The following is a 24,732-nucleotide window of genomic DNA, read 5'->3' as shown; positions in this document are numbered from 1 at the left end:
GGCACGTCACCAAGCATGCCGCAGTCTTGGGATGACGGCATGCCGCAAAACGTGAAGCGCGGATGTGCCGTTCGAAGCTCGGCACCTCAAGCGGATTTCTTGACGCCGTCCGGCTTGTTCTTTGTCATCAATGATGCCGCGGCAACGGCCTTCAAGCCGACCGGGCGATAGTTGGCGGCGAGGTCTGGCTTGGCCGCCTGTTGTTCGCCGGCACTGCTCTTCTTCGAAGTCACGATACTCTCCTTGCGTGTTGCTTCCCTGAGTATTTTTGTATTTTGCTATTTGGTCAGAAATAGCGACCAAACGGCGGCGTCGCCTATCAGGATTTGTGAACGGCCACCATAATTCGCGAGGCTTAACTGAAGCCTACGTTGGTTAATACTTACTGAAGGGAGCGGTTCCAAAAAACCGCAAAGCGGTTTTCCCCAGGCAACGCGCAGCGTATATCCGGGGCCACAACATGGGAGAGAAGCATTTCGGTGATGCGAGAGAATTCGGAAGCGCGCGGAGGTCAGATGTGCCGGCCAATATCGTCGTCGCCGACGCCGGGTTCCTCGATCGTCAGGGTCCCATATTTCCGCCGCCATCTGCGTGCGCCGAAGGGGAGCGATATGAGATAGGCGGCAACGGTAAAGACCATCACCTCCCAGGTGTAGCTCATCAGCAGAGCCACATAGAGCACGACGCCGAGCATCATCGGCAGCACCAGATCGCGCCGCAAGCGGTTGCCTTCCGATTTGCCCGACCAGACCGGCAGCCGGCTGATCAGCAGGAAGGCGATGGCGACGGTATAGATCGACGAGAGATAGGCGAAGGTGCGGTCCGTCGCCAGACCGAGGAAGCCAAGATAGACTGGCAGCAGCACCAGCATGGCGCCGGCCGGCGCGGGCACTCCGACAAAATATTCCGATTGCCAGCTCGCCTTGTTTTCGCGCTCGGCCATGACATTGAAGCGGGCAAGGCGAAGCCCGGCGGCAATCGCATAGATCAAGGCGGCAATCCAGCCGAGCGAACGAGCCTGATCGAGAGCAAAAACGTAAACGACGAGCGCTGGCGCGACGCCGAAATTGACGATATCGGCAAGCGAATCCATCTGCGCGCCGAATTTCGAGGTCGCCTTCATCAGCCGCGCCACGCGCCCGTCGATGCCGTCGAGGAAGGCGGCGAGCAGCACCATCGCGACGGCGAGCTCGTAACGGTTCTCGAAAGCGAGCCGGATGCCCGTCAACCCGGCGCAGATCGCCAGAATGGTGATGAGGTTCGGAAAGACGAGGCGAAGCGGAATCTCTCGCAGGCGCGGACCCCGGGCGGAATCATCCGGCCCGTTTGGCTCGAAAGGCGGAAAGGGTGTTTCCATGTCGCGTTCCAATCGTTCCTTGAGCAATTCCGGCAAAGGCGCGGCAGCGCTTTAGCTTCGGCGGCTGATCACCGGACCCTTGGCCGAGGCAAATTCGGCAATCACGGTTTCCCCGGCAATCGCCGTCTGGCCGAGCGAGACGCGTGGCGCCGCACCGGCGGGCAGGAACACGTCGAGCCGCGAGCCGAAACGGATCAGCCCGAAACGTTCGCCGGCGTCCAGCGGCTCGTTGGTGTTTGCCCAGCAAAGGATACGCCGCGCCACGAGGCCGGCGATCTGCACGACGCCGATCTGGCCGTGCCGGGTTTCGATCACCAGCCCGTTGCGCTCGTTGTCCTCGCTCGCCTTGTCGAGCTCGGCATTGACGAAGCTGCCGGAGCGGTAGTTGATGCTGACGATACGCCCGCGCATCGGCGCCCGGTTCACATGGCAGTTGAAAACGTTCATGAAGACCGAGATGCGCAGCATCGGCTCGGAGCCGAGGTTGAGCTCTGCCGGCGGGGTAACCATCTGGATCGCCGAGACCTTGCCGTCGGCGGGAGAGATCACGAGATCGTCGTCCTGCGGGGTCACCCGCTCGGGATCACGGAAGAAATAGGCGCACCAGAGCGTAAAGATCATGCCGATCCAGAAGAGCGGCTTGAAGATCCAGCCCAGCACCAGAGATGCAACGAAGAAGGCGGCGACGAAGGGGTAGCCTTCCTTATGCACGGGCACGATCGTGTTGCGAACCGTGTTGAACAGGCTCATGGCTGCCGGTCTCCTTGCGTTGTCATTTTTTGCTGGTTAGCGAAAAACCAGCTCCTGAGCAATGCTCCGGCCCTGGCCTCGGTTCCGCCGCCGCAGTTCTGAACAATAAAAGCCGGCGCCGCTATCGGTGTTCGCTTCAGCTTGCCGGGGCAAGCCGCGTGATGACGCCCATCTCGTCGCTTTCGCGCACCTGCTTCAGATGCTCCTCCGCCTGTGTCGCCTCGCGCTGGCGGTTCCACATCGAGGCATAGAGGCCGTTCCTTTCGAGGAGGGCGGCGTGCGTGCCGCGCTCGGCGATCTCACCGCTTTTGAGCACGATGATCTCGTCGGCGCCGATGACGGTCGAGAGCCGGTGGGCGATGACCAAGGTCGTCCTATTCTTCGAAACCACGTCCAGGGCTGTCTGGATTTCTCGTTCCGTGGTGGTGTCGAGCGCTGAAGTTGCCTCGTCGAGGATCAGGATCGGCGGCGCCTTGAGGATGGTGCGGGCGATCGCCACACGCTGTTTCTCGCCGCCGGAAAGCTTGAGCCCGCGCTCGCCGACCTTGGTCTCGAAGCCTTCGGGCAGCGCCTCGATGAAATGGGCGATCTGCGCCACCTCGGCCGCTGCAAACACCTCGCCATCGCTCGCCGATGTGCGGCCGTAGCGGATATTGTAGGCGACCGTGTCGTTGAACAGCACGGTATCCTGCGGCACCATGCCGATCGCCGATCGCAGGCTTTTCTGCGTCACCGTGCGGATATCCTCGCCATCGATGGTGATCGCGCCGCTCTGGATATCGTAGAAACGATAGAGCAGGCGCGACAGCGTCGATTTGCCGGCGCCCGACGGCCCGACGACGGCGACCGTCTTGCCGGCCGGCACATCGAAAGAAATGCCTTTCAGAATCGGACGGGCCGGATCGTAAGCGAAGTGCACATCCTTGAAGGAGATCGCGCCCTGGCGGATTCGAAGCTCGGCAGCGTCGGGGGCGTCCTTGACCTCGGCCTTCACCTCGAGCAAATCGAACATCTGCTCGATATCTGTCAGACCCTGCCGGATTTCCCGGTAGACGAAACCGATGAAATTGAGCGGCACGGAAAGCTGCAGCAGCATCGAATTGACGAAGACGAAATCGCCGACCGTCTGATCGCCGCGTTGCACCGCCAGCGCCGACAGCACCAGCATGATGGTCGTGCCGATGCCGAAAATGACGCCCTGGCCGAAGTTCAGCCAGCCGAGCGAGGTCCAGACATCGGTCGCCGCTTTCTCGTAGCGCTCCATCGACTTGTCGAAGCGTTTGGCCTCCATTTCCTCATTGCCGAAATATTTGACGGTTTCGAAATTGAGGAGAGAGTCGATCGCCTTGGTGTTGGCGTCGGTGTCGCTGTCGTTCATCGAGCGGCGGATGGCGATGCGCCAGTCGGATGCACGGATCGTGAACCAGATATAGGCCCAGACGGTGAAGGCGGTGACCGCAAGATAGGAAAAGCCGTAGCCCCACCAGAAGATAACCGCCGTCAGCAGGAATTCGATCACGGTCGGAACGGAATTGAGGATCGTGAAGCGCACGATCGTCTCGATGCCCTTGGTGCCGCGCTCGATGATGCGTGACAGGCCGCCGGTCTTTCGCTCCAGATGGAAGCGCAGCGACAGCTCGTGCATGTGCACGAAGGTCTTGTAGGCGAGCTGGCGCACCGCATGTTGCCCGACGCTGGCAAAGAGCGCGTCGCGCAACTGGTTGAGGCCGAGCTGGATCAACCGGGTGACGTTATAGGCAATGACAAGGGCTACGGCGCCGGCAAGCAGCGGCGGTACCGTGCCGGCAAGGTCCATCCTGCCGTTCAGCGCATCGGTGGACCATTTGAAGAAGTAGGGGACGAGCAGCAGGACGAACTTGGAAATCAGCAGATAGACCGACGCCCAGACGACCCGCATCTTGAGGTCAGTTCGCCCGGCCGGCCACATATAGGGCCAGAGGTTGAAAAGCGTCCGCAGCAGGTGGGATTCCGAGACTGTCTTGCCGTTTGCCATGCCGTGTCTCCAGTCCGGATGATTTTCTTCGATGTCCGGCAAGGCGGGGGCAGGGGCGCACCTGAAGCGCTTACCTGAATCCCGAACCGCCACCGGCAGATAGGGCGTCGGGCCGAGGAATACAACACGTGCGGGGGCCGGGAAAAGTGAGGCCGGGCGTTTCTCCTGCCCGGCTTCATCAACTCGCGTTGCGCTTAAGGAGCGGCCTTTCAGAGGTGCTGCTTGGAGAGCCGCTTGCGGTGCAGCTCCTCGGCGTTCGGCAGCGCGTCCTTCGGCAGGCCGAAAATCTGCCCGGGACGGATACGATCCGGGTCGATGATCTTGTCCTCGTTGGCGATGTAGATCGTCGTATAACGCACGCCGAGCCCATAGGTCCGGCGGGAGATCTGCCACAACGTATCGCCGCGGCGGATGATGACCGCCGCATTGTTTGCCGTCAGCGGTGCCTGCTCGATCGTCTTCGGCTGATTGCTCACAACACCGTTTGCGGCGGGCGCGGCCGGTGCGGGCGTGTCGGTCAATTCACCGATGATTGCACCCAGCCCGTCGAGCCCGGCGCCGACCGATTTTGCGTCCTTCGGCAGATCCTGCAGCAGTTTCAGCGCCTTGGCGGCGGTCTGCGAGGAGGCGCCTGAGGCTTGCTTGAAGCTGTCGGACGCATCCGCCGCCGGGCGGAAGTCTGCGACAGAGCGCAGCGCGAATTCCGTTGCTGAGCGCGCCGCCGCCAGCTGTTCGGCGCCGGGCAGCTGGCCATCGGCAAACAGCCCCTTCAAGAGCCCGAACGCCTTGCCGGCTTCGGCCTTGAGCTTGCCGAGTTCACCCTCGTCGAGCGGCACCATCGAGGCAGCACCATTTGCATCGGCGGGGCCGGCTTGAGCGGCAACCCGCACCTGGTCGCCCGCCGGCCGATTGAAGTTCACTGCGGCCCGCACGATCACCTTGCCCGCGGGATCGACGACGTCGACGCGAATCTTATGATCGCCGACCGAAAGCGCCGCGACGCCATCGATGACGAAATGGCCGTCGGGACCGGCCGTGTCCTGGCCGACAAGGCTGTCGTCGGCATAGCCGAGGACCTTGGCGTTGGCGCGCGCCGTGCCGGCAATGAAGATCTTGTTGCCCTCGATCTCGACGGCGTTGACCATCACATCGGGCGCGGTGGCCTCGTGGGTTTCGCCAGTACCTGGAACGGCCGGTGTCGCATCTGTGCCGGTGGTGGAGGCGTCGGGCAGACCAGGCGTCTGCAGCGCCAGCTCACCGGTTGGCGCTGCTGTTGCGGCAGGCGCGTCGGCTGCAGCGGTCCCGCCAGTTGCCGGCTTGTCCGCAGCCGGCGCCAACGGATTGGAGGCGTCGGCGACTTCGGTGTCCCCTGTCGGCGCAGTGATGATGCGGCTCGCCGCGCCGGGCTTGGAGACCATGGCGAGCAGGTTGGCGGCATTGCCGTCCTTCGGCACGGAAACGGTGGCGACTTCCTCGGAAAGCGCGGTCTTGCCATCCTTGTCCGTTACCTTGAGCACGAGCTGGTGGTCGCCGGCCGGGAGCGGATCGTCGAGGACGGCCGCGAAATCGCCGCTCGGACCGACGTTGGCCGTCGTCACCACCTTTTCGCCGTCGAGCACTTCGAGCTTGCCGTTCGGCTCGGCGGAGCCGGCGATGACGGTCGATCCATCAGGCTCGACACGCAGGACGTCGAAGGCCGGAAGTTTCGGGCCGGTATTTGCGGCCGCCGGGGTCGCGGCAGAGGCTGGTTCGGGCGCACCGGTCAGCGCAGCTTCGGCTCTGGAAATCGCGGCAGGCGCATCCGCCATATTTTCCGGCAGCGACTGCACGATGGCGAGCGCCTTGGCGCCGCCTTCCTTGGCCTTGGCGGCAATGGCTTGTGTTGCGGGATCGATGCCCTCGGGAACGGTGAAGCCGACAAGTGCGGTGAGCGCATTGACGGCCTTGGTCTTGGCGGCGGTGAAGACTTCAATGGCCGGGCCTTTGCCATCGGCAAACAGCGCCTTCAGCTCGCCGAGCGCCACGCCGGCATCGGCCGAGAGGCGTCTGACCTGATCGGCGACCCCAGTCGAGTCGGCCACGGCAGAGCGTGATGTCTTTGCCGCTTCGTTAACCGTGTTCTTGAGCTCCGTGCCCGCCTGGTTGATGGCGTCGCCGACTTTGGATGCATCGCTGCCGATGCGCGGCATGACGAAGAATACCATCAGTAGGATTGCGATTACGAGCACTGCAAGGGCCAGCAAGCCGGCACGGTTCTTCATCATTATGTCTCCCAAGGCGGCAATTTGCCGTAGTAACCGAAATTGCTAGCGATTTCCGATGCTTTTCACAAGCATTCAACGCAATTTCGCAAGCTCGGCAGGCTGCTTTTCAGTCAATTTTCTTGACTGCATTGAAATGGAATAGTTGTTTTGCCCTATGACCGAACAATCTGTATCGATTCGATCCATCTGCGTTTACTGCGGCTCAAGGCCGGGACGCGATCCTTCCCACATGGCGGCCGGGCGTGCTCTCGGAAGAGAGATCGCCGAATACGGCCTGCGCCTCGTCTATGGCGGAGGTACCAAAGGCATCATGGGCGCGGTTGCGAGCGGAGTGCTTTCAGGCGGCGGTCAGGTCACGGGTATCATCCCGGAATTCCTGATCGATATGGAAGCGACTCGCCATTCGCTCGGTCAGCTCAACGAACTTATTGTAACCCCTGACATGCACGCGCGCAAACATACGATGTTCGAGCGTTCCGATGCCTTCGTCGCGCTGCCCGGCGGCATCGGCACGCTGGAGGAGATCGTCGAGATCATGACCTGGGCGCAGCTCGGCCGTCATGAAAAGCCGATGGTCTTTGCCAATATCAACGGCTTTTGGGATCCGATGATGGAGCTGATGCGTCATATGACCGACGAAGGCTTCCTGCACACCGCCCACCGGGTGCAGCCGCTCGTTGTCGACGATGTCGCCGGCATCATTCCGGCGATCATGGCTCAGGCAGCCCAGCTTGCCGCCGATCGCGACGGCGAGGACGAGGTGATCTCCAAAATGTAGGCAGGGCAGGAGCCTGGCACCGACCAGCCTCTCTCTATTCAGCTATAGGCGGAAACAAGCTCCGTCACCTGAGATCGCATCCATCGGTTGGCGGGATCATTGTCGCTTGCCGCCGACCAGACCATCGATATCGGGCTTACCGTTAGATCGAGGGGAACCTCGGTGATCGCCAAGCCGAACAGGCCCGCATACCGCTTCACGATTCTGGTCGGCAGGGTCGCGATCAGAGGCGCTTCGAGGACAGCGGTAAGCACAGTCAGGAATTCCGGCGCAGCCACCGACACGTCGAGTCGCACGCTGATCCGCTTCAAGGCTTCATCGATGCATCCTTCGATGGCGTCCTTCTGTGAAACCAGGGCATGCTTGAGCCCGACATAGCTGTCGCGGTCCAAAGTTTCGGGAAGATCGAGAAGCTTCGGATTGTAGCAACACATCAGCGATTGTTCGAACAGCAGGCTCCGCCGATGTCTGTTGTTGCCGTCATCATAGCAGCCGACGCCGAGGTCGATGATGTTGTCGTCCAGAAGCTTGTGGACAAGCTCGGGGCCGACCGCTCGCGCAAGCACTTTGATACCGGGGGCTATCTCGTTCAACACAGCGGCGAGACGCGGCACAAGCAGCACCTCAAGCTCACTGGAAAAGCCGATGCGAAATATCTGCTCGGCTTGTCCTGGCTCGAAGGACGCAGGCGTTACGATTGCCTGCTGGGTGCGGCTGAGTATCTGCTCCACCGCTTCGGCGAAACGCAGCGCCCGGTGGGTCGGCTGCATGACCTGGCCGACACGCACGAACAGCTCGTCCTGAAGCAATGTACGGAGAGTGCCGAGATTGTGGCTCATGGCAGGCTGCTGGATTTTCAGGCGAACAGCAGCTTTCGTAACGCTCCGCTCCTTCATGAGCGCGTCGAAGGCCACGAGCAGGTTGAGGTCGAAAGACCATAAATTGAAATGATCGATGGAGACAATTTCGTTCATCGATTTGATCGTTGCATGAATCTTCCCTACTGTCCATAGGCATCACAGCGCTGTCCCCGTTCCAAACTTAACTCGAAAGGAAGTTCCATGAGCGATCTTGGAAAGGAATATCGTATTGCCGGCGCGACAGTGAGAAAAGTGCAGGAGCAGTATCTGCACAACGTCTCGCCCTCGTTTCTCTACCCGACTGCCGGATCTGAAGAGATCAAGGCTGTCGAGCCGCGGCTTTCCGCCGTCGATATGGAAGAGGGCCGCGATGCCCTTGTGGTGAGCATTCACAGCTGGCTTGTCATGACGCCCGACCACGTCATCCTCATCGACACGGGTTCGGGTAACGACAAGGAAAGACCGCGCAATCCCGGCTTCCATCATCAGACCATTCCGTTTCTCGACAGGCTGCGTCAGGCGGGTGTAGAGCCCGAAGATGTCGACTTCGTCATAAATACCCATCTTCACGTTGATCATTCCGGCTGGAATACCGTGCTCGAGGACGGACGATGGATCCCCACTTTCAAAAATGCGCGTTACGTCTTCCCGCGCGCCGAGCAGGAATATTACGCGTCGACGGCTAGCCACAACGACGTCAACATTCCGAGTGCCGGCGTCTATGAAGACAGCGTGCGGCCTGTGATCGAGGCGGGGCTTGCCGATGTCATCGACGGCGCAGGTGGTCCTTTCCTGGATCGATTTACCTTCCTGCCGACGCCTGGCCACAGCATCGGCCATATGTCCGTTCTGCTCGAAGCGGACAATCAAGCGGCAATCTTCGCGGGAGATGTCACGCACCATCCGATCCAGGTGGAGCGGCCCGACCTCAACACGGTCTTCTGCGAATTCCTGGATCAGGCTGCCCAGTCGAGACGCCGCGTCCTCGAACTGGCAGCCGATAATCGCGCCCTGTACTTCTCCACCCATTTCCCCGGTTCGTCTGCCGGATATGTCACCCGCGACGGCGAAAAATTCAGGTGGTCCTATGTCTAAGAACAATCTTGCATCTTCAGCTTTTGACCGCGGCGAGATCGTATTCGAGGAGCATTACATCGACAGCGGAACCGAAGGCATCAAGCTCTATCTCCGCAATAAGCGAAAGAAGGGGCACGAAGACTTTCTCGCGGAGAAAACAATCGTGATGGTGCATGGGGCGACCTTCTCGTCCGGAAGTCTCTACGACGTACCCTTCAACGGGATGTCCTTCATCGACTTCCTCGCTCATCGGGGCTTCGATGTCTTTGCGGTCGATGTCCGGGGCTATGGAAAATCAACCCGCCCGCCGGAAATGCAGGCGAACCCCGATCTCAACCTGCCGCTTGTCGCCACCGACACCGGCGTCGCCGATTTCGCAACGGCTGTCGATTTCGTTCTCCGGCTTCGCGGCCTGAGGGCCGTCAACGTCTTCGCAATGTCGTGGGGCGGTACCGTTGCCGGCGCATATGCTGCGCGCAACCCAGACAAGGTCGTCAAGCTGGCACTGCTCGCGCCGCAATGGCTGAGTGACGTTCCCATCCCCATCGATCAGGGTGGCGCCCTCGGCTCCTACAGGCTTGTTCCGGTCCATGCGGCGCTGGCGCGCTGGCTGGGCACCGCACCCGAATACGCGCGTGAACGTCTTGTGCCCGAGGGCTGGTTCGACCTCTGGGCCGAATTGACCCTCTCGGAGGAGACGTCGCAGGCCGACAGGGAGCTAGGCAGACTGCGAGCCACCAACGGGCCGATCCAGGACATCCGAACCTATTGGAGAGCTGGAAACCCCTATTATCGGCCGAGCGAGATTCGCGCGCCGGTGCTGCTGTTGCACGGCGAATGGGACATCGATGTTCCGCTTGACCTGGCACGGGCCTATTTCGAGCAACTGACCGGCGCCTCCTACAGGCGATGGGTAGAAATCGGGGAGGCAACGCATCTCGCCCTCATCGAGAGCCACCGCATGCAGGCCTATTCCGAGATCGCCCACTTCTTCGATGAAGCATTCAAACCGGAATAGAGTCTGAACGACAGGGCTCCGGGAGTGCATCCGGAGCCCACTTCCTCCCTCAAGCCGGCCGCGTTCACGGCCATCAACCAGTCGTTCCCATGACAATTCTGATCACCGCCATTTTGGATGCCGGACGAAGTGCCGTCGACATCGCGATTTTCACCTTTTTGCCGCTCATGATCGTGACGTTTTCGCTGATGCGCTACCTCGAGGGCGTAAGTGCACTGCGATCGATCGCCGACAAGGCCAACCCGCTCTTCAGACTTTTCGGTCTGGACGGTTTCGGGGCCCTAGCAATCATCCAGCTCAGCCTCGTCAGTTCGGCTGCCCCGATCGCCGCCCTGTCGCTGATGGCGCACAAAAGAAGATCGGAGAAATTTATTGCCGCAGCCTTTGCCGCGGTGCTTGCGGCCGCGCCGGCGAATGCCAGTTTTCCGCTCGCAAGCCTCGGGGTCGATCCGGGTTGGATCATCGTAAACGGCATTTGCGGAGCGCTCGTTGCGTCCACTCTCGCCTGTTGGATCGTTGGACGCCGTTCCTTGCCCGGAAAGATCTGTTCCTGCGACAGGGCGGATGACCACGACGTCGCAAGGCGCGATCTGCTGGCTGCGATCAATCGCGGCGGCGCGGATGCCATTGGCGTCATTTCTGCGATCCTGCCGATGCTCGTGATCTCACTTGCTCTGGTAAGGCTTACCCAGAGCACAGGCGCACTTTCGGCCGTCACGTCGGCTGCGCAGCCATTGCTTCAGCTGCTCGGCGCCTCGCAGCAGGATGTCCTGTTCATCCTCACAAAGTGTCTGGCAGGATCGAGCGCAGCGGTCACGCTGTTAATCGACGCCCACAAGCAACTGAGCCTTCCGCCTGAGAAAATCATTCGCGGATCCGCATTTCTGCTAAACCCTCTCGACCTTCCCGGCCTCTCCATCCTTGTCGCTTCGGTGCCGGCGCTCCGCTCGGTCGCAGGCGTCGCCGTCTTCAGCGCATTGGCCGGAATCCTCGCCCGCACTGCGCTGCTATCCTGGCTTTGAGTCAAGGCGCTCGGGCGTGCGATGAGCGTAACGGCTACATCCTTCCGCGGCTTCCCTTCAGCATCGACCAACTATAGAGGAACAGCCCCGCCCAGATCAGCGGGAAGGCGATCATCCGCGCCGTGCCGAGCGGCTCGCGAAAGGCGAAGACGGCGATCAGGAAGATCATCGTCGGCGCGATATACTGCATGATGCCGATCGTCGAGAGCTTCAGGAGCTTGGCGCCGTTGGCATAGATCATCAGCGGCACGGCGGTGATGACACCGCAGCCGAGAAGTAGGGTCGTATCGGCAAGGCCGGTACGGTAGAAATGGCCGAGTCCGTTGCCGTATTCGAGATAGAGGATGTAGACGAGGGCGGGGCCGCTGAGGATCAGAACCTCGAGGAAGAAGCCCTGATTGGGTCCGAGCGGCAGCGTCTTGCGCAGCAAGGCATAAAAACCCCAGCTGACCGCAAGCGTCAGCGCCACCCAGGGGATGCCACCACTGTCCAGGGCCAGAATGGCGACGGCAAGTGCCGCAAGCGCGATCGCTGCCATCTGCGGCGGCTGCAGCTTTTCCTTGAGCAGCACCGCACCGAGGAAAATGCTGAACAGCGGATTGATGAAATAGCCTAGTGCTGCATCAAGCGAATGGCCGGCGCCGATCGCCCAGACATAAGTGCCCCAGTTGACGGTGATCAGCGATGCGGTCAAGGCGCCCATCGCCAGCATGCGCGGCGAGCGCAATGCTGCGCGGATGTCCGCCGTGCGTCCGAGCACGACCAACACGATGCCGGCCAGCGGCAGCGACCAGACGATGCGGTGGGCAATGACTTCGGCCGGCGGAATATGTGCCACCGCCTTCATGTAGAAGGGCAGGAAGCCCCAGAGCAGATATGCGGTCAGTGCGAAAGCGAAACCGCGCGGACTATCTTCGTTCTTGGCCAGTGGAACGGTTGCATCGGTCGACATCGGGTGTTTCCATCTTTGTTCTTCTTCTGATCCGGCCTAGCTTAAGCGCCGTGAATAGGCCAATTCATTTCGTTGAACGAAGGCTGAGAGGATTTGAAGCGAAAACCCGAGCGGTGGACGAATCCCGGCGGCAGAGACTTATTCCGCCGCGATCTTCCCCGCCAGCTGCCGGTTCTTCATCAGCTTGTAGATGACGGAATCCATCAGCGCCTGGAACGAAGCGTCGATGATGTTCTCGGAGACGCCGACCGTCCACCAGCGCACACCGTCGCTGTCGGTGGATTCGATCAGAACCCGGGTGATTGCCGCCGTGCCGCCACTGAGGATGCGCACCTTGAAATCCGCGAGCACCAGATCGTCGATCTCGTGCTGGTACTTTCCGAAATCCTTGCGTAGCGCCAGGTCGAGCGCGTTGACCGGACCCTCGGCGTCGGCGACCGACATCAGCGTCTGGCCATCGATGGTGATCTTGACCACCGCCTCCGAGACGATCTTCACACGGCCAAGACTGTCGAAGCGGCGCTCGATCATCACGCGGAAGCCTTCGATGGTGAAAAATTCCGGGATCGTGCCGAGCGTGCGGTGCGCCAAAAGTTCGAAGCTCGCATCCGCGCCCTCATAGGCATAGCCGATCGATTCACGATCCTTGACGATCGAGATCAGGAGATCGAGCTTCGGATCGTCCTTGGCGACGATAATGCCGCGCCGCTTCAGCGCATTGATGAAGTTCGCCTTGCCACCCTGGTCCGAGACCATGACCTTGCGGAAATTGCCCACGCTTTCCGGCGGCACGTGTTCGTAGGTGCGAGGATCTTTCAGCAGAGCGGAAGCATGAATGCCGGCCTTGGTGGCGAAGGCAGAGGCGCCGACATAAGGCATCTGGTGATCCGGCGAGCGGTTGAGGAGCTCATCGAAGGCGTGCGAGAGCCGGGTGAGGTTGAGCAGCCTCTCCTCGTCGATCGCCGTTTCGAAGCGGGTGTTGTAGGCGCTTTTCAGCGCCAGGGTCGGGATCAGCGTCACCAGATTCGCGTTGCCGCAGCGCTCGCCGATGCCATTCAAGGTGCCCTGGATCTGCCGGACGCCGGCTTCAACGGCAGCAAGCGAATTAGCAACGGCCTGGCCGGTATCGTTGTGAGCGTGAATGCCGAGACAGCGGCCGGGCACGCCGGCCGCGATCACCGCCTCGACAATGGCACGCACCTCCGGCGGCTGCGTCCCACCATTGGTGTCGCAGAGCACGACCCAGCGGGCGCCGCTTTCATAGGCCGTCTTCGCGCAGGCGATCGCATAGGCCGGATTGGCCTTGAAGCCGTCGAAGAAATGTTCGCAGTCGACGATCGCCTCCTTGCCTGCGCCGACCGCCGCCTTGACGCTTTCGGCGATGGATTCGAGATTTTCCTCGTTGGTGCAGCCGAGCGCCACGGCGACATGATAGTCCCAGCTCTTGGCGACGAAACAGATGGCGTCGCTTTTGGCCTGCAGCAGCCCGGCGATGCCGGGATCGTTCGAGACCGAAACGCCTGCCCGCTTCGTCATGCCGAAGGCGACGAAGGTTGCCTGACGGGTGCGCTTCTCGCTGAAGAAGGCGGTGTCCGTCGGGTTGGCGCCGGGATATCCGCCTTCGACGTAATCGAGGCCGAACTCGTCGAGCATGGCGGCGATCGCAATCTTGTCCTCGACGGAAAAGTCGATCCCGGGCGTCTGCTGCCCGTCCCTGAGGGTCGTGTCGAAGAGGTAGATGCGTTCTTTCATGTCGTTTCCTCCCGACGGGCGGGTGTTGTTGTACTGCGGATGCTGCCCCTCATCCGGCTGCCGCCACCTTCTCCCCGTTCTGACGGGGAGAAGGGGAATGCCGCACCGTATCGCGGGGCACGTCCCCTCTCCCCGCGAGCGGGGAAAGGGCTAGGGTGAGGGGCTGCCCCAAATGATCAGTCCGGCTTCCCGGCGAACTTATCCGTCGCCCGAATCAGCCGATCGAGAATTCCCGGCTCCGAATAGGCATGGCCCGCACCTTCGATCAGATGGAACTCCGCCTTCGGCCAGGCCTTGTGCAGCAGCCAGGCATATTTGGCAGGGCAGGGCATGTCGTAGCGCCCATGCACGATCACGCCCGGGATATCCCTGAGCCTGCCGGCATCGCGGATCAGTTGTCCCTCGTCCATCCAGCCGGCATTGACGAAGAAATGGTTCTCGATGCGGGCGAATGCATAAGCGAATTCCGGCTCTTCGAATTTGCCGCTGGTGGAAGGCTCCGGCAGCAGCGTGATCGTTTCGCCTTCCCAGATGCTCCAGGCCTGCGCGGCCTGAAGGCGCACGTTCCTGTCCTCGTGAGTCAGACGGCGATGATAGGCATGCATCATCTCATGCCGCTCTTCCGGGGGAATGGGAGCGACGAAACGCTCCCACTTGTCGGGGAACATTTCCGACACGCCGAACTTGTAGTACCAGTCGAGCTCCGCTTTGGTCAGCGTGTAGATGCCGCGCAGGATGAGTTCGGACACGCGCTCGGGATGGGTCTCGGCATAGGCGAGCGCCAGCGTCGAGCCCCAGGAGCCGCCGAACACCTGCCATTTCTCGACGCCGGCCATTTCGCGCAGGCGCTCGATATCGGCGACGAGATGCCAGGTGGTGTTAGCATTCAGTTCGGCATGCGGTGTCGACTTGCCGCAGCCGCGTTGGTCGAACAGTATGACATCGTAGAGAGCGGGATCGAAAAGCCGGCGGTGGGCGGGCGAGAAGCCGCCGCCCGGGCCGCCATGCAGGAAGACGGCGGGCTTGGCGCCGGGCGTTCCCGACCTTTCCCAGTAGATCACATGGCCGTCGCCGACATCGAGATGGCCGGAGGCATAGGCTTCGATTTCGGGATAGAGCGTGCGCAGGATCTCGGTCATATTTTCACGCCTTTTGCGGGCCAGGCCTGGGTGTCGTGGTCGGGATGCTGAAAGGAGATGATCGCCTCCTGTCGGGCATAGAAATCCGGGTCCTTGTGCGCGGGCGCATCGAAGATCGTCTCCACCCATGGCAGCCGGGCGTCATAATTCACCTGGATCTGCGGCGCGAGATCGCTGCGGTCGTCGAAGGTGCCAATCGCAAGCTCCAGCCCGCCTGGATGGCGATAGGTCATCGGCGTGCCGCAATTGCTGCAGAAGCCGCGGTCGATATTGACCGAGGATTGAAAATAGCTCGGCTCGCCGCGCGTCCATTCCATGCCTTCTTCGGGTGCGGTGACGAGTGCAGAGAAGAAGCCGCCGAACTGCTTTTGGCACATGCGGCAATGGCAGATCGAGGGCCGTCCCAACTGGCCTGATATGCGGAAGCGCACGGCGCCGCACTGGCATCCGCCTGTTTTGATCTTATCCGTCATGGAATTCTCCGTGGCCAATGGGAAGTGTCGTGATCCGGGTGCTGATGATTGCTTGCGGCGATCGCGTTCTCGCGGTCGTGCGTATCTGGCTCGGCCTCCACCGGCAGCCCGTTGAGTGCGTGGAACCAGGACATCTTGCGGCCAGTGTTGGATTGCATTACGGGCCTGACCGCATCGGGATCATCAAGCGAGCCGAGTGCGATGTTGATGAAATCCTCTTCGGGAATATCGTAGAACAGCGGTGTGCCGCAATCGCCGCAGAAGCCGCGCCGGACGAGATCGGAGGAGCGGAACCACTTGGGATCGCCGCGCGTCAGTTCGAAATGCTGGCGCTTGGCCGCCGCAAGCGGCAGGAAATAATTGCCGGCCGCCTTCTGGCACATGCGGCAGTGGCAGATATGGGGATAACCGAGTTCGCCCAGCGCGCGATAACGAACCGCGCCGGACTGGCATCCGCCGGTCTGTCTCGTCTCGTGCGTCAAGTGCGCTCCTCCGGCGGCCAGACCGGCGTGTCGTGGTCGGGGTGCTGATAGGAAATCAGTTCGTGCAGGAAGGAGCCCGCCGTCAGATCCGCCTCGGTCCGTTCTCCCGGCAGTTCGTGCAGATGATCGACGAAGTCGATCTTGCCTTCCAAACCCCATTGAACGGTCGGCGGCAGCTGCGACGGATCGTCGAACGCGCCCGCCGCAATCGCCATCCCATCCGGGGCTTCATAGGTCAGTGGCGTGCCGCAATCGCCGCAGAAACCACGCTCGACGAAATTCGACGAGCGAAACCTTTTGCGCTCCCCCCGCGTCCATTCGAAATCGGCGCCGCGCACCGAGACCAGCGGTGCATAATAGGCTCCGAACGCCTTCTGGCACATGCGGCAATGACAGATCGACGAATCCTTGAGGTCGCCGCTGACGCGAAAGCGGATGGCGCCGCACTGGCATCCGCCCGTGTAGGTGGTCATGGCAGGTCCTTTCCGATGGTGCGGATGATATGGCTGCATACATTGTCCAGATCCCGGAGAATATCGTCATTCCAGAAGCGCAGGACGGTCCAGCCATCTGCCTTTAGGCGCTCAGTCCTGATGTCGTCGTAGAAGGCATTTTCGGCAATGGCATGCTGCGAGCCGTCTACCTCCACGATAAGCCGATGGCTGGGGCATGCGAAATCGACGATATAGCCCGCAATCGGCAACTGCCTGCGAAAGCCAAGACCCATTAGGCGATGGGCGCGAAGTTCGTTCCAGAGCTTTAATTCGGCATCAGTCATAGCCTTGCGCATACGCTTGGAATTCGCCCGCCGCTGCGGCGGAACTGGTGTATGCGACATATTTAGCCACTCGCTCTGGGCTACACCCCCCTCTGCCACCCAATCCATTCTACCGCTTGACCTCCCACGTCGTCACCCGCTCGCCGGTCGCCGGATCCTTGCCGTCCTTCAACTGGATGCCTTTCGCGGTCAATTCGTCGCGAACTTTGTCGGCCTCGGCGAAGTTCTTCGCTTTCAGCATTTCGAGGCGCATGGCGACTAGCGCATCGACTGCCGCTGCGAAGGCTTCGTCAAGCTCCACTTTCTTCGGCAGCACTCCGAGGAGCGCCGCACTTGCGGCGAAGACGGTATCGTTGTCGGATTGCGCCAGCGCATGCAGCGCCTGCACGGCGGCGACGGTATTGAGGTCATCGGCCAGCGCGTTCAGCACGCTGTCATCGGCTGCGGCATCGCCGGCCTCCGAGGTCGGCCATTTGGCGAGCAGGCGTTCGGCCTCTTCCAACCGCTTGATCGAGAAATCGATCGGTTCGCGGTAGTGCGTCATCAGCATGGCAAGGCGCAGCACCTCGCCCGGCCATCTGCGGCCGCCGAAGGTTTCCGTGTGGAGCAGATCGTGGATGGTGACGAAATTGCCCTCCGACTTCGACATCTTGCGGCCTTCGACCTGAACGAAGCCGTTGTGCATCCAGACATTCGCCATCACCTCGGTCCCATGGGCGCAGCGCGATTGGGCGATCTCGTTTTCATGATGCGGAAAGATCAGGTCCAGTCCACCGCCGTGAATGTCGAAGACATCGCCGAGATAACGCCTGCTCATCGCGGAGCACTCGATATGCCAGCCCGGCCGGCCGCGGCCCCAGGGGCTCTCCCAGCCGGGCTCGTTATGACTCGAGAGCTTCCAGAGCACGAAATCGCCCGGATTCTTCTTGTGCGCATCGACGGCGACGCGGGCGCCGGCCTGCTGCTCGTCGAGCGGCCGCTTCGAAAGCTGACCGTAATCGGCCATGGATTTGGTGTCGAACAGCACTTCGCCTGCCGCCACATAGGCATGCCCGTTGCCGATCAGCTTGTCGATGATTTGGATCATCTCTGCGATATTATCGGTGGCGCGCGGCTCGACATTCGGCTCCAGGCAGCCGAGTTCGGCGACATCGGCGTGAAACTGCGTCTCGGTCTTTTCGGTGACCGCGCGGATCGCATCGTTGAGCGGCAGGCCGGGATGATCTCTCAGCGCCCGCGCATTGATCTTGTCGTCGACGTCGGTGATGTTGCGGGCATAGGTGACTCGATCTTCGCCATAGAGATGGCGCAGCAGCCGGAACAGCACGTCGAAGACGATGACCGGGCGGGCATTGCCGATATGGGCGAAATCATAGACCGTCGGGCCGCACACATACATGCGGACGTTCTCGGCATCGATCGGCTTGAAGACCGATTTCTCCCGCGTCAGCGTGTTGTACAGCTTCAGTTCCGGCGTGCCGCCCATTTCACTCTCCCAAATGCACGATCAGAAAAATCGCGACCGGCAGGCCGGGGCGTTTCGCATCTTGACAATTGGGGAGACGAAAACGGCCAGGCCAGCGCGTGCGCTAGCGAATAATCTTTCCGCAGATAATGCAGATAACCGTTTTCATGCCGCGTTTTATGGCGCGGGAATGGCGTTTGGTCAAGAGGGGGAGGGGAGGATCGGTGGCAACTCGAGCGACCTATCCGATGCGCTGCATCCCCTGAGGCTCGTCTGCCATTTTCGTGGCGCAAATCGCGTATAGCCGGTTCGGAAGCTGCTGAAAATACGGGAGGAATGATTGGGAAGCGTTGTTCGATGGACGATCGGTGCGGCTGCAATTCTGGTGGTCGCATTGGCCGCATATTTCGCATACGATTTCGGCATGCTTCGCTTCAACAATCCGACCTTGTCGCGTTATCCGATCCAAGGCATCGATGTCAGCCATCACCAGGGCGACATCGATTGGAAGACGGTGGCCGCCCAGCCGAACGTGCGTTTCGCAATCATGAAGGCGACCGAAGGCGGCGATCACAAGGATTCCAGGTTCGCCGAGAACTGGCAACGTGCCGGAGATGCAGGGCTGGTGAGAGGCGCCTACCATTTCTTTACCTTCTGCCGCCCGGGCAAGGATCAGGCGCAGAATGTCCTGGCCACCGTGCCGAAGGCGCCGCGAACCCTGCCGATCGCCATCGATCTGGAATTTGTCGGTAATTGCAACAAGGTCCCGACGGTCGAAGAAATGGCAACGGAGGTCAATGCCTTCGTCACCGAGCTGAAAGGCATCTTCCCGGAAAAGCCGATCTTCTACGTCACGCAGGAATTTTTCGATCAGTATCTGAAAGGCAACGAGGCTCGCTTCCCCGAGCATTACCTTTGGCTTCGAAGCGTGTTCAAGGAGCCAACGCAGGTAGGCTGCAGTCGTTGGTCGGTCTGGCAATTTGCCGACAACGGCGCTGTGAACGGCATCCGAGGACCAGTGGACCTCAATGTCCTATGCCCCGCCGAAACAGGTGTCGCGCATCTGTTCCCGGCCATTGCCGCGAACTGAAACGTCCGTTTATTCCGGCAGGCGGTAGTCGACGAGCTTATTCTCGCGCACGATGAACAGCTTGCCCGTCTCTGTCACACCGGGACCGACCAGCGGCAGGATCGCCTTCGCCACTTCGGTGGGATGCGGGAGCGTCTGCGGATCTTCGCCGGGCACCGCCTGCGCCCTCATCGCCGTTCGGGTTGCGCCCGGATCGACGCTGGTGATGCGCAGCGGCGTCGATTGGCTCTCGCCGGCCCAGGTGCGCGCCAGCGCCTCGACGGCGGCCTTTGATGCGGAATAGGCGCCCCAGAAGGGACGGCATTTGTGGGCGGCGCCTGAAGACAGAATTACGGCGCGGCCGGCATCCGAGCGGGCGAGCAGCGGATCGACCGACCGGATCAGCCGCCATGTCGCCGTCACGTTGATCGTCATCACCTTCTCGAACACCTTCGCCTCGATATGGCCAATCGGCGAAATGACGCCGAGCACGCCGGCATTGGCAACGAGGATATCGAGCTTGCCCCAGCGCTCGAAGATCGAGCCGCCGAGTGCGTCGATCGCATTCATATCGGCAAGGTCGAAGGGCACGAGGGTCGCACTGCCGCCGACGGCTTTGATGGCATCGTCGAGATCCTCGAGTCCGCCGACCGTGCGTGCGCAGGCGATCACATGAGCGCCGGCCTTGGCAAGTTCAAGGGCTGTGAAGTAGCCGATGCCGCGCGACGCACCGGTGACGAGTGCGATCCTGCCCTCAAGATTGATGTTCATCTGTCCGGTTCCGGATTTGCTTGCAAAGGTGAGGGGCGCAATAGGCCCCTCGGAAGCGAAAGTCAAAGCGGCAGCGGCTCAGCCGTTGCTGGCAAGCATCGAAAGCTTGTTGCCCATGGACTCGCCGTTCTTGTCGAGCAGGCGGGTCGGATAGTCACCGGTGAAGTAGTGGTCGGTGAACTGCGGGCGGGCCGGATTGCGGTCCTCGCCGCCGACGGCGCGGTAAAGTCCGTTGATCGACAGGAAGGCAAGCGAATCCGCTCCGATATATTTGGCCATGGCTTTGACATCGGCATATTGGTTGGCGAGCAGCTTGTCGGCGTCGGGCGTATCGATCCCATAGAAATCCGGGAAGAAGATCATCGGGCTTGCGACGCGGATATGGACTTCGCGCGCACCGGCCTCGCGGATCATCTGCACGATCTTCAGCGACGTCGTGCCGCGCACGATGGAATCATCGACCAGCACCACGCGCTTGCCTTCGATCATCGCCCGGTTGGCGGAATGCTTCAGCTTGACTCCAAAGGCGCGGATCTGCTGCGTTGGCTCAATGAAGGTACGGCCGACATAGTGGTTGCGGATGATGCCGTATTCGAAGGGGATGCCGCTTTCCTGCGCATAGCCGAGAGCCGCGGGCGTGCCGCCATCCGGTACCGGCACGATGACATCGGCATCGACGGGCGATTCCTTGGCAAGGTTCATGCCCATGTTCTTGCGCGTCGTATAGACGTTGCGGCCGCCGACGACCGAATCCGGACGGGCGAAATAGACATATTCGAACAGGCAGAGACGCTCCGGCTGTGGCTTGCTCGGCTTGCGGGCATCGATGCTGATCGAGCCGTCAGGCTGGATTTCGCAGATGATGACCTCGCCGTTTTCGACATCGCGGATGAACTTGGCGCCGATGATGTCGAGCGCGCAGGTTTCCGAACAGAAGATCGGCTTGCCGTCGAGTTCACCCATGACAAGCGGGCGAATGCCGGTGGGATCGCGCGCGGCAATCAGTTTCGTGCGGGTCATGGCGAGCATCGAATAGCCGCCTTCCATCTGGCGGATGGCGTCGATGAAGCGGTCGGATGTGGAAGCATGGCGCGAGCGGGCGATGAGATGCAGGACGACTTCGGTATCGGATGTCGACTGACAGATGGCGCCGGTGGCGATGATCTGGCGGCGCAGCGTCAGGCCATTGGTGAAATTGCCGTTATGGGCGATGGCGATGCCGCCTTCTTCCAGTTCGGCAAACAGCGGCTGCACGTTGCGCATCGCTACTTCGCCTGTCGTGGAATAGCGTGTGTGGCCGATCGCTATGCTGCCGGGCAGGCGGGCCAGCGTCATTGGATTGGTATAGTGGTCTCCCACCAGCCCCATATGGCGTTCCTGATAGAAGCGCTTGCCATCGAAGGAGACGATGCCGGCTGCCTCCTGTCCGCGGTGCTGCAGGGCGTGCAGCCCGAGAGCCGTGAGAGCCGCGGCATCGGGATGTCCCAGAATTCCGAAAACGCCGCATTCCTCATGCAGCGTATCTCCGTCGAGCGGATCGTCGATTGGGAAGGAATGGGACTGGTTCATTTCTGCGGGCCTCTGCTCTCACAAGAATGGATCGGCATTACCAATAGCACGATACCGGAAATCTCGCAGGTTTCCGAGAGCTTCGTGCTGAACGACATCTGCTTCAAAGCCCGTTCAGCGGGCTCAGAAACGGCTTAGGTCCGGCGGAGCTGGAATGCCCGGCCGGACCCTTATTTCACGTCCCGCTCAAATGGCAATTGCCGCGAGGCGAGTCAAGCTGCTGAACACTGTGTCAATTCGCCGGCTGCTGCGCGCCACCTGCGGGCGCGTCGTCCGCCGGCGCTTGATCGGCCGCCGGCGGCGTGGCGCCTTCGCTGCCCTGTGCCGGCTGCATCTTATCACGGAAGCTTGCCTGTATCATCTGGGCAAACTGCTCCGGCAGCACCGCCTTCAGCTTCACGACCATCGAATCCAGAAAGGGTTTCGATTTGGCCTCGTTGACCCAGGCCGGCCGGTGGTCGACATCGACCAGCCAGTTCCAGAACGCGACGGCAACGACCATCAGCAGCAGCCCGCGGGCCGCGCCGAACAGGAAACCGAGGGTGCGGTCGAGAGCGCCGATGCGGCTGTCGATGATGAAATCGGCAATCTTCATGGTGATGAAGGAAATGACGATGAGCGCGATCAGGAAGACGACCGCCGCCGAACCGGCGATCGCGATGCGATCGTCATCGGTGTACTTCTTCGCATAGGGCAGCAGGTACGGATAGAGGTAGTAGGCGGCGGCGGCCGAACCGCCCCAGCTCGCGATCGAAAGGATCTCGCGCGAGAAACCGCGGACCATTGCCAGCACGGCGGAGAAGAGCACGACGCCGATGACAATACCGTCGAAAATCGTAATGGGCATGAAAATTCAACTCCAGGACTGCCGCTCGGCGGCCGTGTCGGCCTTATCGTGTGCCTCCTATAACATTACCATTCGCGGCAATGAAAGGATCAAACCTCGTCTTCCACACGCAGCGCTCCCTTGGACCCGGCGATGCGCGCAACCAGATCCGGCAGGCTTTCGACCTCGCTCCATCGCCCGCCGGAACCCTTCGGCAGCTCGGCGGAGGCGGAAGGAAGCAGCGCAGCGGAAAAGCCCAGCTTCTCGGCTTCCTTGAGGCGCTGGGCGGTGTGCGCAACCGGCCGGATGGCGCCCGACAGGCTGACTTCGCCGAAATAGACGCAATCGGCGGGAAGGGCAATACCGGCAAGCGACGAAACCAGCGCCGAGGCGACGGCGAGATCGGCCGCCGGTTCGGAGATGCGGTAGCCGCCCGCGATGTTCAGATAGACGTCGTGCTGGCCGAGCCTGACGCCGCAATGGGCCTCCAGCACCGCCAGGATCATCGACAGCCGGGCTGAATCCCAGCCGACCACGGCGCGCCGCGGCGTGCCAAGCGATGTCGGCGCCACCAGCGCCTGCACTTCAACGAGCACCGGGCGGGTGCCCTCCATGCCCGCGAAGACGGCCGCGCCAGGTGATTTCTCATTGCGCTCGCCGAGGAAGAGTTCGGAGGGGTTGGCGACCTCGCGTAGCCCTCTGTCGGACATTTCGAAGACGCCGATCTCGTCGGTGGGGCCGAAGCGGTTCTTGACCGTGCGTAGGATTCGGTAGTGATGGCCGCGGTCGCCTTCGAAATAAAGCACGGCATCGACCATGTGTTCGACGACGCGTGGCCCGGCGATCTGCCCGTCCTTGGTCACATGCCCGACGAGCACCATGGCCGCACCCGTCTGCTTGGCGAAGCGGATCATCGACTGCACGCCGGTGCGCACCTGCGTCACCGTTCCCGGCGCGGACTCCGCCAGTTCGCTCCACAGGGTCTGGATTGAATCGATGATGACGAGATCGGGGCGTTTACCCTCGGCAAGCGTTGCCAGAATATCCTCGACATTGGTTTCGGCCGCCAGCATCACGTCGGTATCGGCGGCGGCAAGCCGCTGCGCTCGCAGGCGGACCTGCGCCACCGCCTCCTCGCCGGAGACATAGATGATCTTATGGCCGCGCCGGGCAAGGGCGGCGGCGGCCTGCATCAGCAGCGTCGATTTGCCGATGCCGGGATCGCCGCCGATCAGAACCGCCGAGCCGCGCACGAAACCGCCGCCAAGCGCGCGGTCGAGTTCCGACATGCCGGTATGGATGCGCGGCGCCTCCTCGATCTCACCCGACAGCGCCGTCAGAGCCACCGGCCGGCCCTTCTTCGGCGTCTTGCCGGGACCGGAGCCGATGCCGCCCATCGGGTCTTCCTCGACGATCGTATTCCACTCGCCGCAATTATCGCATTTGCCGGCCCAGCGGTTGTGAACCGCGCCGCAATTCTGGCAGATGAACTGTGTCCTCGCCTTCGCCATCAATCTTTCTTTCAGTCGCGTTCCACAAATGAAGCCGTCGAAAGCTTCACCGAATCATTGTCGTGTCCGAGATAATGGCTATCGCAATGGATCAAAACTAATGATTTCCCCATCAGCCCTAGCGGTGCCTATGCTTTTCGCCTCTGATCATCAGGAACGGTGAAGATGTTCGACTACTCGCTCGCGCACTGGCTTGCATTTCTGTCGGCGGCGATTTTGCTCAACCTCTCGCCAGGCCCGGACATCGCCTTCATCCTCGGCCATACGATGAGAGGCGGGAAACGCGCCGGTTTTTCCGCATTGTTCGGCGTCTGGTCAGGCGCCTGCCTGCACGTTCTGATGGCGGCACTGGGTCTTTCCGCCGTGCTCGCCGCCTCTGCCCTGGCGTTCTCTGCGGTCAAATGGCTCGGTGCTGCCTATCTCGTCTGGCTGGGCATTCAGGCTCTGCGCGGCTGCGACAACGGCCCGATGAACGCGACTGGTGAGGAAATGCCGGGGGCAAGGATCTATCGGCAAGGGATACTGGTGTCGCTGCTCAATCCGAAAGTGGCGATATTCTTCCTGGCATTCCTGGCGCAATTCGTCGTCGAGGGTGCGGGGCCGGCATGGGCGCAGCTGATGCTTCATGGCGGGCTCATCATCGCCGTCGCCGCCTTTATCGAGCCGCCGCTTGTATTTCTCGGAGGGCGCCTTGCCGATGCGCTAAGGCGCAACCAGAAAATCGGGCGATGGCTCGATCGCGGCCTGGGCGCGCTTTTCGTCGGGCTTGGTGTACGCCTAGCCCTGAGCGGCCGGTGATAGCCGG

General features: G+C 61.5%; 24 protein-coding genes. 6 read left to right on the top strand and 18 right to left on the bottom strand.

The window, feature by feature from the left end; all coding sequences use genetic code 11:
- Window positions 1–86 precede the first annotated feature (86 nt).
- From CO660_RS33240 to CO660_RS09570, 5 genes are all read right to left on the bottom strand, one after another.
- Window positions 87–233 carry a hypothetical protein gene (locus CO660_RS33240; RefSeq protein WP_176536258.1) on the bottom strand — a complete coding sequence of 49 codons (147 nt, stop codon included), beginning with the start codon at window positions 231–233 and terminating at the stop codon, window positions 87–89.
- A gap of 278 nt (window positions 234–511) precedes the next feature.
- Window positions 512–1,357 carry a CDP-diacylglycerol--serine O-phosphatidyltransferase gene (gene pssA / locus CO660_RS09585; protein WP_085777610.1) on the bottom strand — a complete coding sequence of 282 codons (846 nt, stop codon included), beginning with the start codon at window positions 1,355–1,357 and terminating at the stop codon, window positions 512–514.
- Window positions 1,358–1,408: 51 nt separating this feature from the next.
- Window positions 1,409–2,107 (bottom strand): phosphatidylserine decarboxylase, encoded by a 699-nt coding sequence (locus tag CO660_RS09580; protein ID WP_097598505.1) that lies wholly within the window; start codon window positions 2,105–2,107, stop codon window positions 1,409–1,411.
- A gap of 136 nt (window positions 2,108–2,243) precedes the next feature.
- Window positions 2,244–4,121 carry an ABC transporter ATP-binding protein/permease gene (locus CO660_RS09575; protein WP_097598504.1) on the bottom strand — a complete coding sequence of 626 codons (1,878 nt, stop codon included), beginning with the start codon at window positions 4,119–4,121 and terminating at the stop codon, window positions 2,244–2,246.
- A gap of 209 nt (window positions 4,122–4,330) precedes the next feature.
- Window positions 4,331–6,385 (bottom strand): LysM peptidoglycan-binding domain-containing protein, encoded by a 2,055-nt coding sequence (locus CO660_RS09570; protein WP_097598503.1) that lies wholly within the window; start codon window positions 6,383–6,385, stop codon window positions 4,331–4,333.
- 154 nt (window positions 6,386–6,539) lie between these two features.
- On the opposite strand from CO660_RS09570, the gene CO660_RS09565 reads away from it, so the two are divergent.
- Window positions 6,540–7,163, top strand: coding sequence for a TIGR00730 family Rossman fold protein (locus CO660_RS09565; protein WP_097598502.1), 624 nt, complete (start codon window positions 6,540–6,542; stop codon window positions 7,161–7,163).
- Between the two features lie 38 nt (window positions 7,164–7,201).
- Here the strand turns inward: CO660_RS09565 and CO660_RS09560 are convergent, their stop codons facing one another.
- The gene (locus CO660_RS09560; protein ID WP_097598501.1) at window positions 7,202–8,137 is read right to left on the bottom strand and encodes a LysR family transcriptional regulator; all 936 of its coding nucleotides are present in this window, start codon (window positions 8,135–8,137) and stop codon (window positions 7,202–7,204) included.
- Between the two features lie 87 nt (window positions 8,138–8,224).
- Between CO660_RS09560 and CO660_RS09555 the strand changes: the two genes are divergently transcribed.
- The 3 genes from CO660_RS09555 to CO660_RS09545 all read left to right on the top strand — a co-directional run bounded on the left by CO660_RS09555 (window position 8,225) and on the right by CO660_RS09545 (window position 11,140).
- Entirely contained in the window at window positions 8,225–9,118 is an 894-nt protein-coding gene (locus tag CO660_RS09555) for an MBL fold metallo-hydrolase (protein WP_097598500.1), read from the top strand.
- A complete protein-coding gene (locus tag CO660_RS09550; RefSeq protein WP_097598499.1) occupies window positions 9,111–10,118 on the top strand; it encodes an alpha/beta fold hydrolase in 1,008 nt (335 codons plus the stop codon). The genes CO660_RS09555 and CO660_RS09550 overlap by 8 nt, the downstream gene beginning before the upstream one ends.
- 89 nt (window positions 10,119–10,207) lie before the next feature.
- Entirely contained in the window at window positions 10,208–11,140 is a 933-nt protein-coding gene (locus CO660_RS09545; protein WP_097598498.1) for a hypothetical protein, read from the top strand.
- Between the two features lie 34 nt (window positions 11,141–11,174).
- Here the strand turns inward: CO660_RS09545 and rarD are convergent, their stop codons facing one another.
- From rarD to cysS, 8 genes are all read right to left on the bottom strand, one after another.
- Window positions 11,175–12,092 carry an EamA family transporter RarD gene (rarD, locus tag CO660_RS09540; protein WP_097598497.1) on the bottom strand — a complete coding sequence of 306 codons (918 nt, stop codon included), beginning with the start codon at window positions 12,090–12,092 and terminating at the stop codon, window positions 11,175–11,177.
- A 138-nt stretch (window positions 12,093–12,230) separates the two neighbouring features.
- On the bottom strand, window positions 12,231–13,844 hold the full coding sequence (gene cimA, locus CO660_RS09535; protein ID WP_097598496.1) for a citramalate synthase: 1,614 nt from the start codon (window positions 13,842–13,844) through the stop codon (window positions 12,231–12,233).
- A gap of 176 nt (window positions 13,845–14,020) precedes the next feature.
- Complete coding sequence (pip, locus tag CO660_RS09530) at window positions 14,021–14,983, bottom strand: prolyl aminopeptidase (protein ID WP_097598495.1); 963 nt, start codon at window positions 14,981–14,983, stop codon at window positions 14,021–14,023.
- The gene (locus CO660_RS09525) at window positions 14,980–15,456 is read right to left on the bottom strand and encodes a GFA family protein (protein WP_097598494.1); all 477 of its coding nucleotides are present in this window, start codon (window positions 15,454–15,456) and stop codon (window positions 14,980–14,982) included. The genes pip and CO660_RS09525 overlap by 4 nt, the downstream gene beginning before the upstream one ends.
- Window positions 15,453–15,938: a GFA family protein gene (locus CO660_RS09520; protein ID WP_097598493.1), complete on the bottom strand. Its 486-nt coding sequence runs from the start codon at window positions 15,936–15,938 to the stop codon at window positions 15,453–15,455. The genes CO660_RS09525 and CO660_RS09520 overlap by 4 nt, the downstream gene beginning before the upstream one ends.
- Window positions 15,935–16,411: a GFA family protein gene (locus CO660_RS09515; protein ID WP_097598492.1), complete on the bottom strand. Its 477-nt coding sequence runs from the start codon at window positions 16,409–16,411 to the stop codon at window positions 15,935–15,937. The genes CO660_RS09520 and CO660_RS09515 overlap by 4 nt, the downstream gene beginning before the upstream one ends.
- Entirely contained in the window at window positions 16,408–16,776 is a 369-nt protein-coding gene (locus CO660_RS09510) for an endonuclease domain-containing protein (RefSeq protein ID WP_097598491.1), read from the bottom strand. Before CO660_RS09510 ends, CO660_RS09515 begins: the two co-directional genes overlap by 4 nt.
- Window positions 16,777–16,825: 49 nt before the next feature.
- Complete coding sequence (gene cysS, locus CO660_RS09505; RefSeq protein ID WP_097598490.1) at window positions 16,826–18,202, bottom strand: cysteine--tRNA ligase; 1,377 nt, start codon at window positions 18,200–18,202, stop codon at window positions 16,826–16,828.
- A 319-nt stretch (window positions 18,203–18,521) separates the two neighbouring features.
- Between cysS and CO660_RS09500 the strand changes: the two genes are divergently transcribed.
- Window positions 18,522–19,271 carry a GH25 family lysozyme gene (locus CO660_RS09500; RefSeq protein ID WP_097598489.1) on the top strand — a complete coding sequence of 250 codons (750 nt, stop codon included), beginning with the start codon at window positions 18,522–18,524 and terminating at the stop codon, window positions 19,269–19,271.
- Window positions 19,272–19,280: 9 nt separating this feature from the next.
- On the opposite strand, the gene CO660_RS09495 is transcribed toward CO660_RS09500, so the two are convergent.
- From CO660_RS09495 to radA, 4 genes are all read right to left on the bottom strand, one after another.
- Window positions 19,281–20,021: an SDR family NAD(P)-dependent oxidoreductase gene (locus CO660_RS09495; RefSeq protein WP_097598488.1), complete on the bottom strand. Its 741-nt coding sequence runs from the start codon at window positions 20,019–20,021 to the stop codon at window positions 19,281–19,283.
- A 78-nt stretch (window positions 20,022–20,099) separates the two neighbouring features.
- A complete protein-coding gene (gene purF, locus CO660_RS09490) occupies window positions 20,100–21,590 on the bottom strand; it encodes an amidophosphoribosyltransferase (protein WP_097598487.1) in 1,491 nt (496 codons plus the stop codon).
- Window positions 21,591–21,822: 232 nt separating this feature from the next.
- The gene (locus CO660_RS09485) at window positions 21,823–22,437 is read right to left on the bottom strand and encodes a CvpA family protein (protein WP_085777628.1); all 615 of its coding nucleotides are present in this window, start codon (window positions 22,435–22,437) and stop codon (window positions 21,823–21,825) included.
- 89 nt (window positions 22,438–22,526) lie between these two features.
- Window positions 22,527–23,927: a DNA repair protein RadA gene (radA, locus tag CO660_RS09480; protein ID WP_097598486.1), complete on the bottom strand. Its 1,401-nt coding sequence runs from the start codon at window positions 23,925–23,927 to the stop codon at window positions 22,527–22,529.
- 165 nt (window positions 23,928–24,092) lie between these two features.
- Between radA and CO660_RS09475 the strand changes: the two genes are divergently transcribed.
- On the top strand, window positions 24,093–24,725 hold the full coding sequence (locus CO660_RS09475) for a LysE family translocator (RefSeq protein WP_097598485.1): 633 nt from the start codon (window positions 24,093–24,095) through the stop codon (window positions 24,723–24,725).
- Window positions 24,726–24,732: the final 7 nt, after the last annotated feature.

It is taken from the genome of Rhizobium sp. L9 (assembly GCF_002531885.1).
In the GTDB taxonomy this organism is placed as follows: Bacteria; Pseudomonadota; Alphaproteobacteria; order Rhizobiales; family Rhizobiaceae; genus Rhizobium.
This window is presented reverse-complemented; position numbering and strand designations above follow the sequence as displayed.

Excerpts from the sequence above, each read along its gene's own strand:
- pssA (WP_085777610.1), bottom strand. The coding sequence starts at position 1,357 with ATGGAAACACCCTTTCCGCCTTTCGAGCCAAACGGGCCGGATGATTCC.
- CO660_RS09510 (WP_097598491.1), bottom strand. The coding sequence starts at position 16,776 with ATGTCGCATACACCAGTTCCGCCGCAGCGGCGGGCGAATTCCAAGCGT.
- CO660_RS09580 (WP_097598505.1), bottom strand. The coding sequence starts at position 2,107 with ATGAGCCTGTTCAACACGGTTCGCAACACGATCGTGCCCGTGCATAAG.
- cysS (WP_097598490.1), bottom strand. The coding sequence starts at position 18,202 with ATGGGCGGCACGCCGGAACTGAAGCTGTACAACACGCTGACGCGGGAG.
- CO660_RS09570 (WP_097598503.1), bottom strand. The coding sequence starts at position 6,385 with ATGATGAAGAACCGTGCCGGCTTGCTGGCCCTTGCAGTGCTCGTAATC.
- pip (WP_097598495.1), bottom strand. The coding sequence starts at position 14,983 with ATGACCGAGATCCTGCGCACGCTCTATCCCGAAATCGAAGCCTATGCC.
- CO660_RS09555 (WP_097598500.1), top strand. The coding sequence starts at position 8,225 with ATGAGCGATCTTGGAAAGGAATATCGTATTGCCGGCGCGACAGTGAGA.
- CO660_RS09495 (WP_097598488.1), bottom strand. The coding sequence starts at position 20,021 with ATGAACATCAATCTTGAGGGCAGGATCGCACTCGTCACCGGTGCGTCG.
- CO660_RS09515 (WP_097598492.1), bottom strand. The coding sequence starts at position 16,411 with ATGACCACCTACACGGGCGGATGCCAGTGCGGCGCCATCCGCTTTCGC.
- CO660_RS09575 (WP_097598504.1), bottom strand. The coding sequence starts at position 4,121 with ATGGCAAACGGCAAGACAGTCTCGGAATCCCACCTGCTGCGGACGCTT.
- CO660_RS09550 (WP_097598499.1), top strand. The coding sequence starts at position 9,111 with ATGTCTAAGAACAATCTTGCATCTTCAGCTTTTGACCGCGGCGAGATC.
- rarD (WP_097598497.1), bottom strand. The coding sequence starts at position 12,092 with ATGTCGACCGATGCAACCGTTCCACTGGCCAAGAACGAAGATAGTCCG.
- CO660_RS09560 (WP_097598501.1), bottom strand. The coding sequence starts at position 8,137 with ATGAACGAAATTGTCTCCATCGATCATTTCAATTTATGGTCTTTCGAC.
- purF (WP_097598487.1), bottom strand. The coding sequence starts at position 21,590 with ATGAACCAGTCCCATTCCTTCCCAATCGACGATCCGCTCGACGGAGAT.
- CO660_RS09525 (WP_097598494.1), bottom strand. The coding sequence starts at position 15,456 with ATGACGGATAAGATCAAAACAGGCGGATGCCAGTGCGGCGCCGTGCGC.
- radA (WP_097598486.1), bottom strand. The coding sequence starts at position 23,927 with ATGGCGAAGGCGAGGACACAGTTCATCTGCCAGAATTGCGGCGCGGTT.
- CO660_RS09485 (WP_085777628.1), bottom strand. The coding sequence starts at position 22,437 with ATGCCCATTACGATTTTCGACGGTATTGTCATCGGCGTCGTGCTCTTC.
- cimA (WP_097598496.1), bottom strand. The coding sequence starts at position 13,844 with ATGAAAGAACGCATCTACCTCTTCGACACGACCCTCAGGGACGGGCAG.
- CO660_RS09545 (WP_097598498.1), top strand. The coding sequence starts at position 10,208 with ATGACAATTCTGATCACCGCCATTTTGGATGCCGGACGAAGTGCCGTC.
- CO660_RS09475 (WP_097598485.1), top strand. The coding sequence starts at position 24,093 with ATGTTCGACTACTCGCTCGCGCACTGGCTTGCATTTCTGTCGGCGGCG.
- CO660_RS09565 (WP_097598502.1), top strand. The coding sequence starts at position 6,540 with ATGACCGAACAATCTGTATCGATTCGATCCATCTGCGTTTACTGCGGC.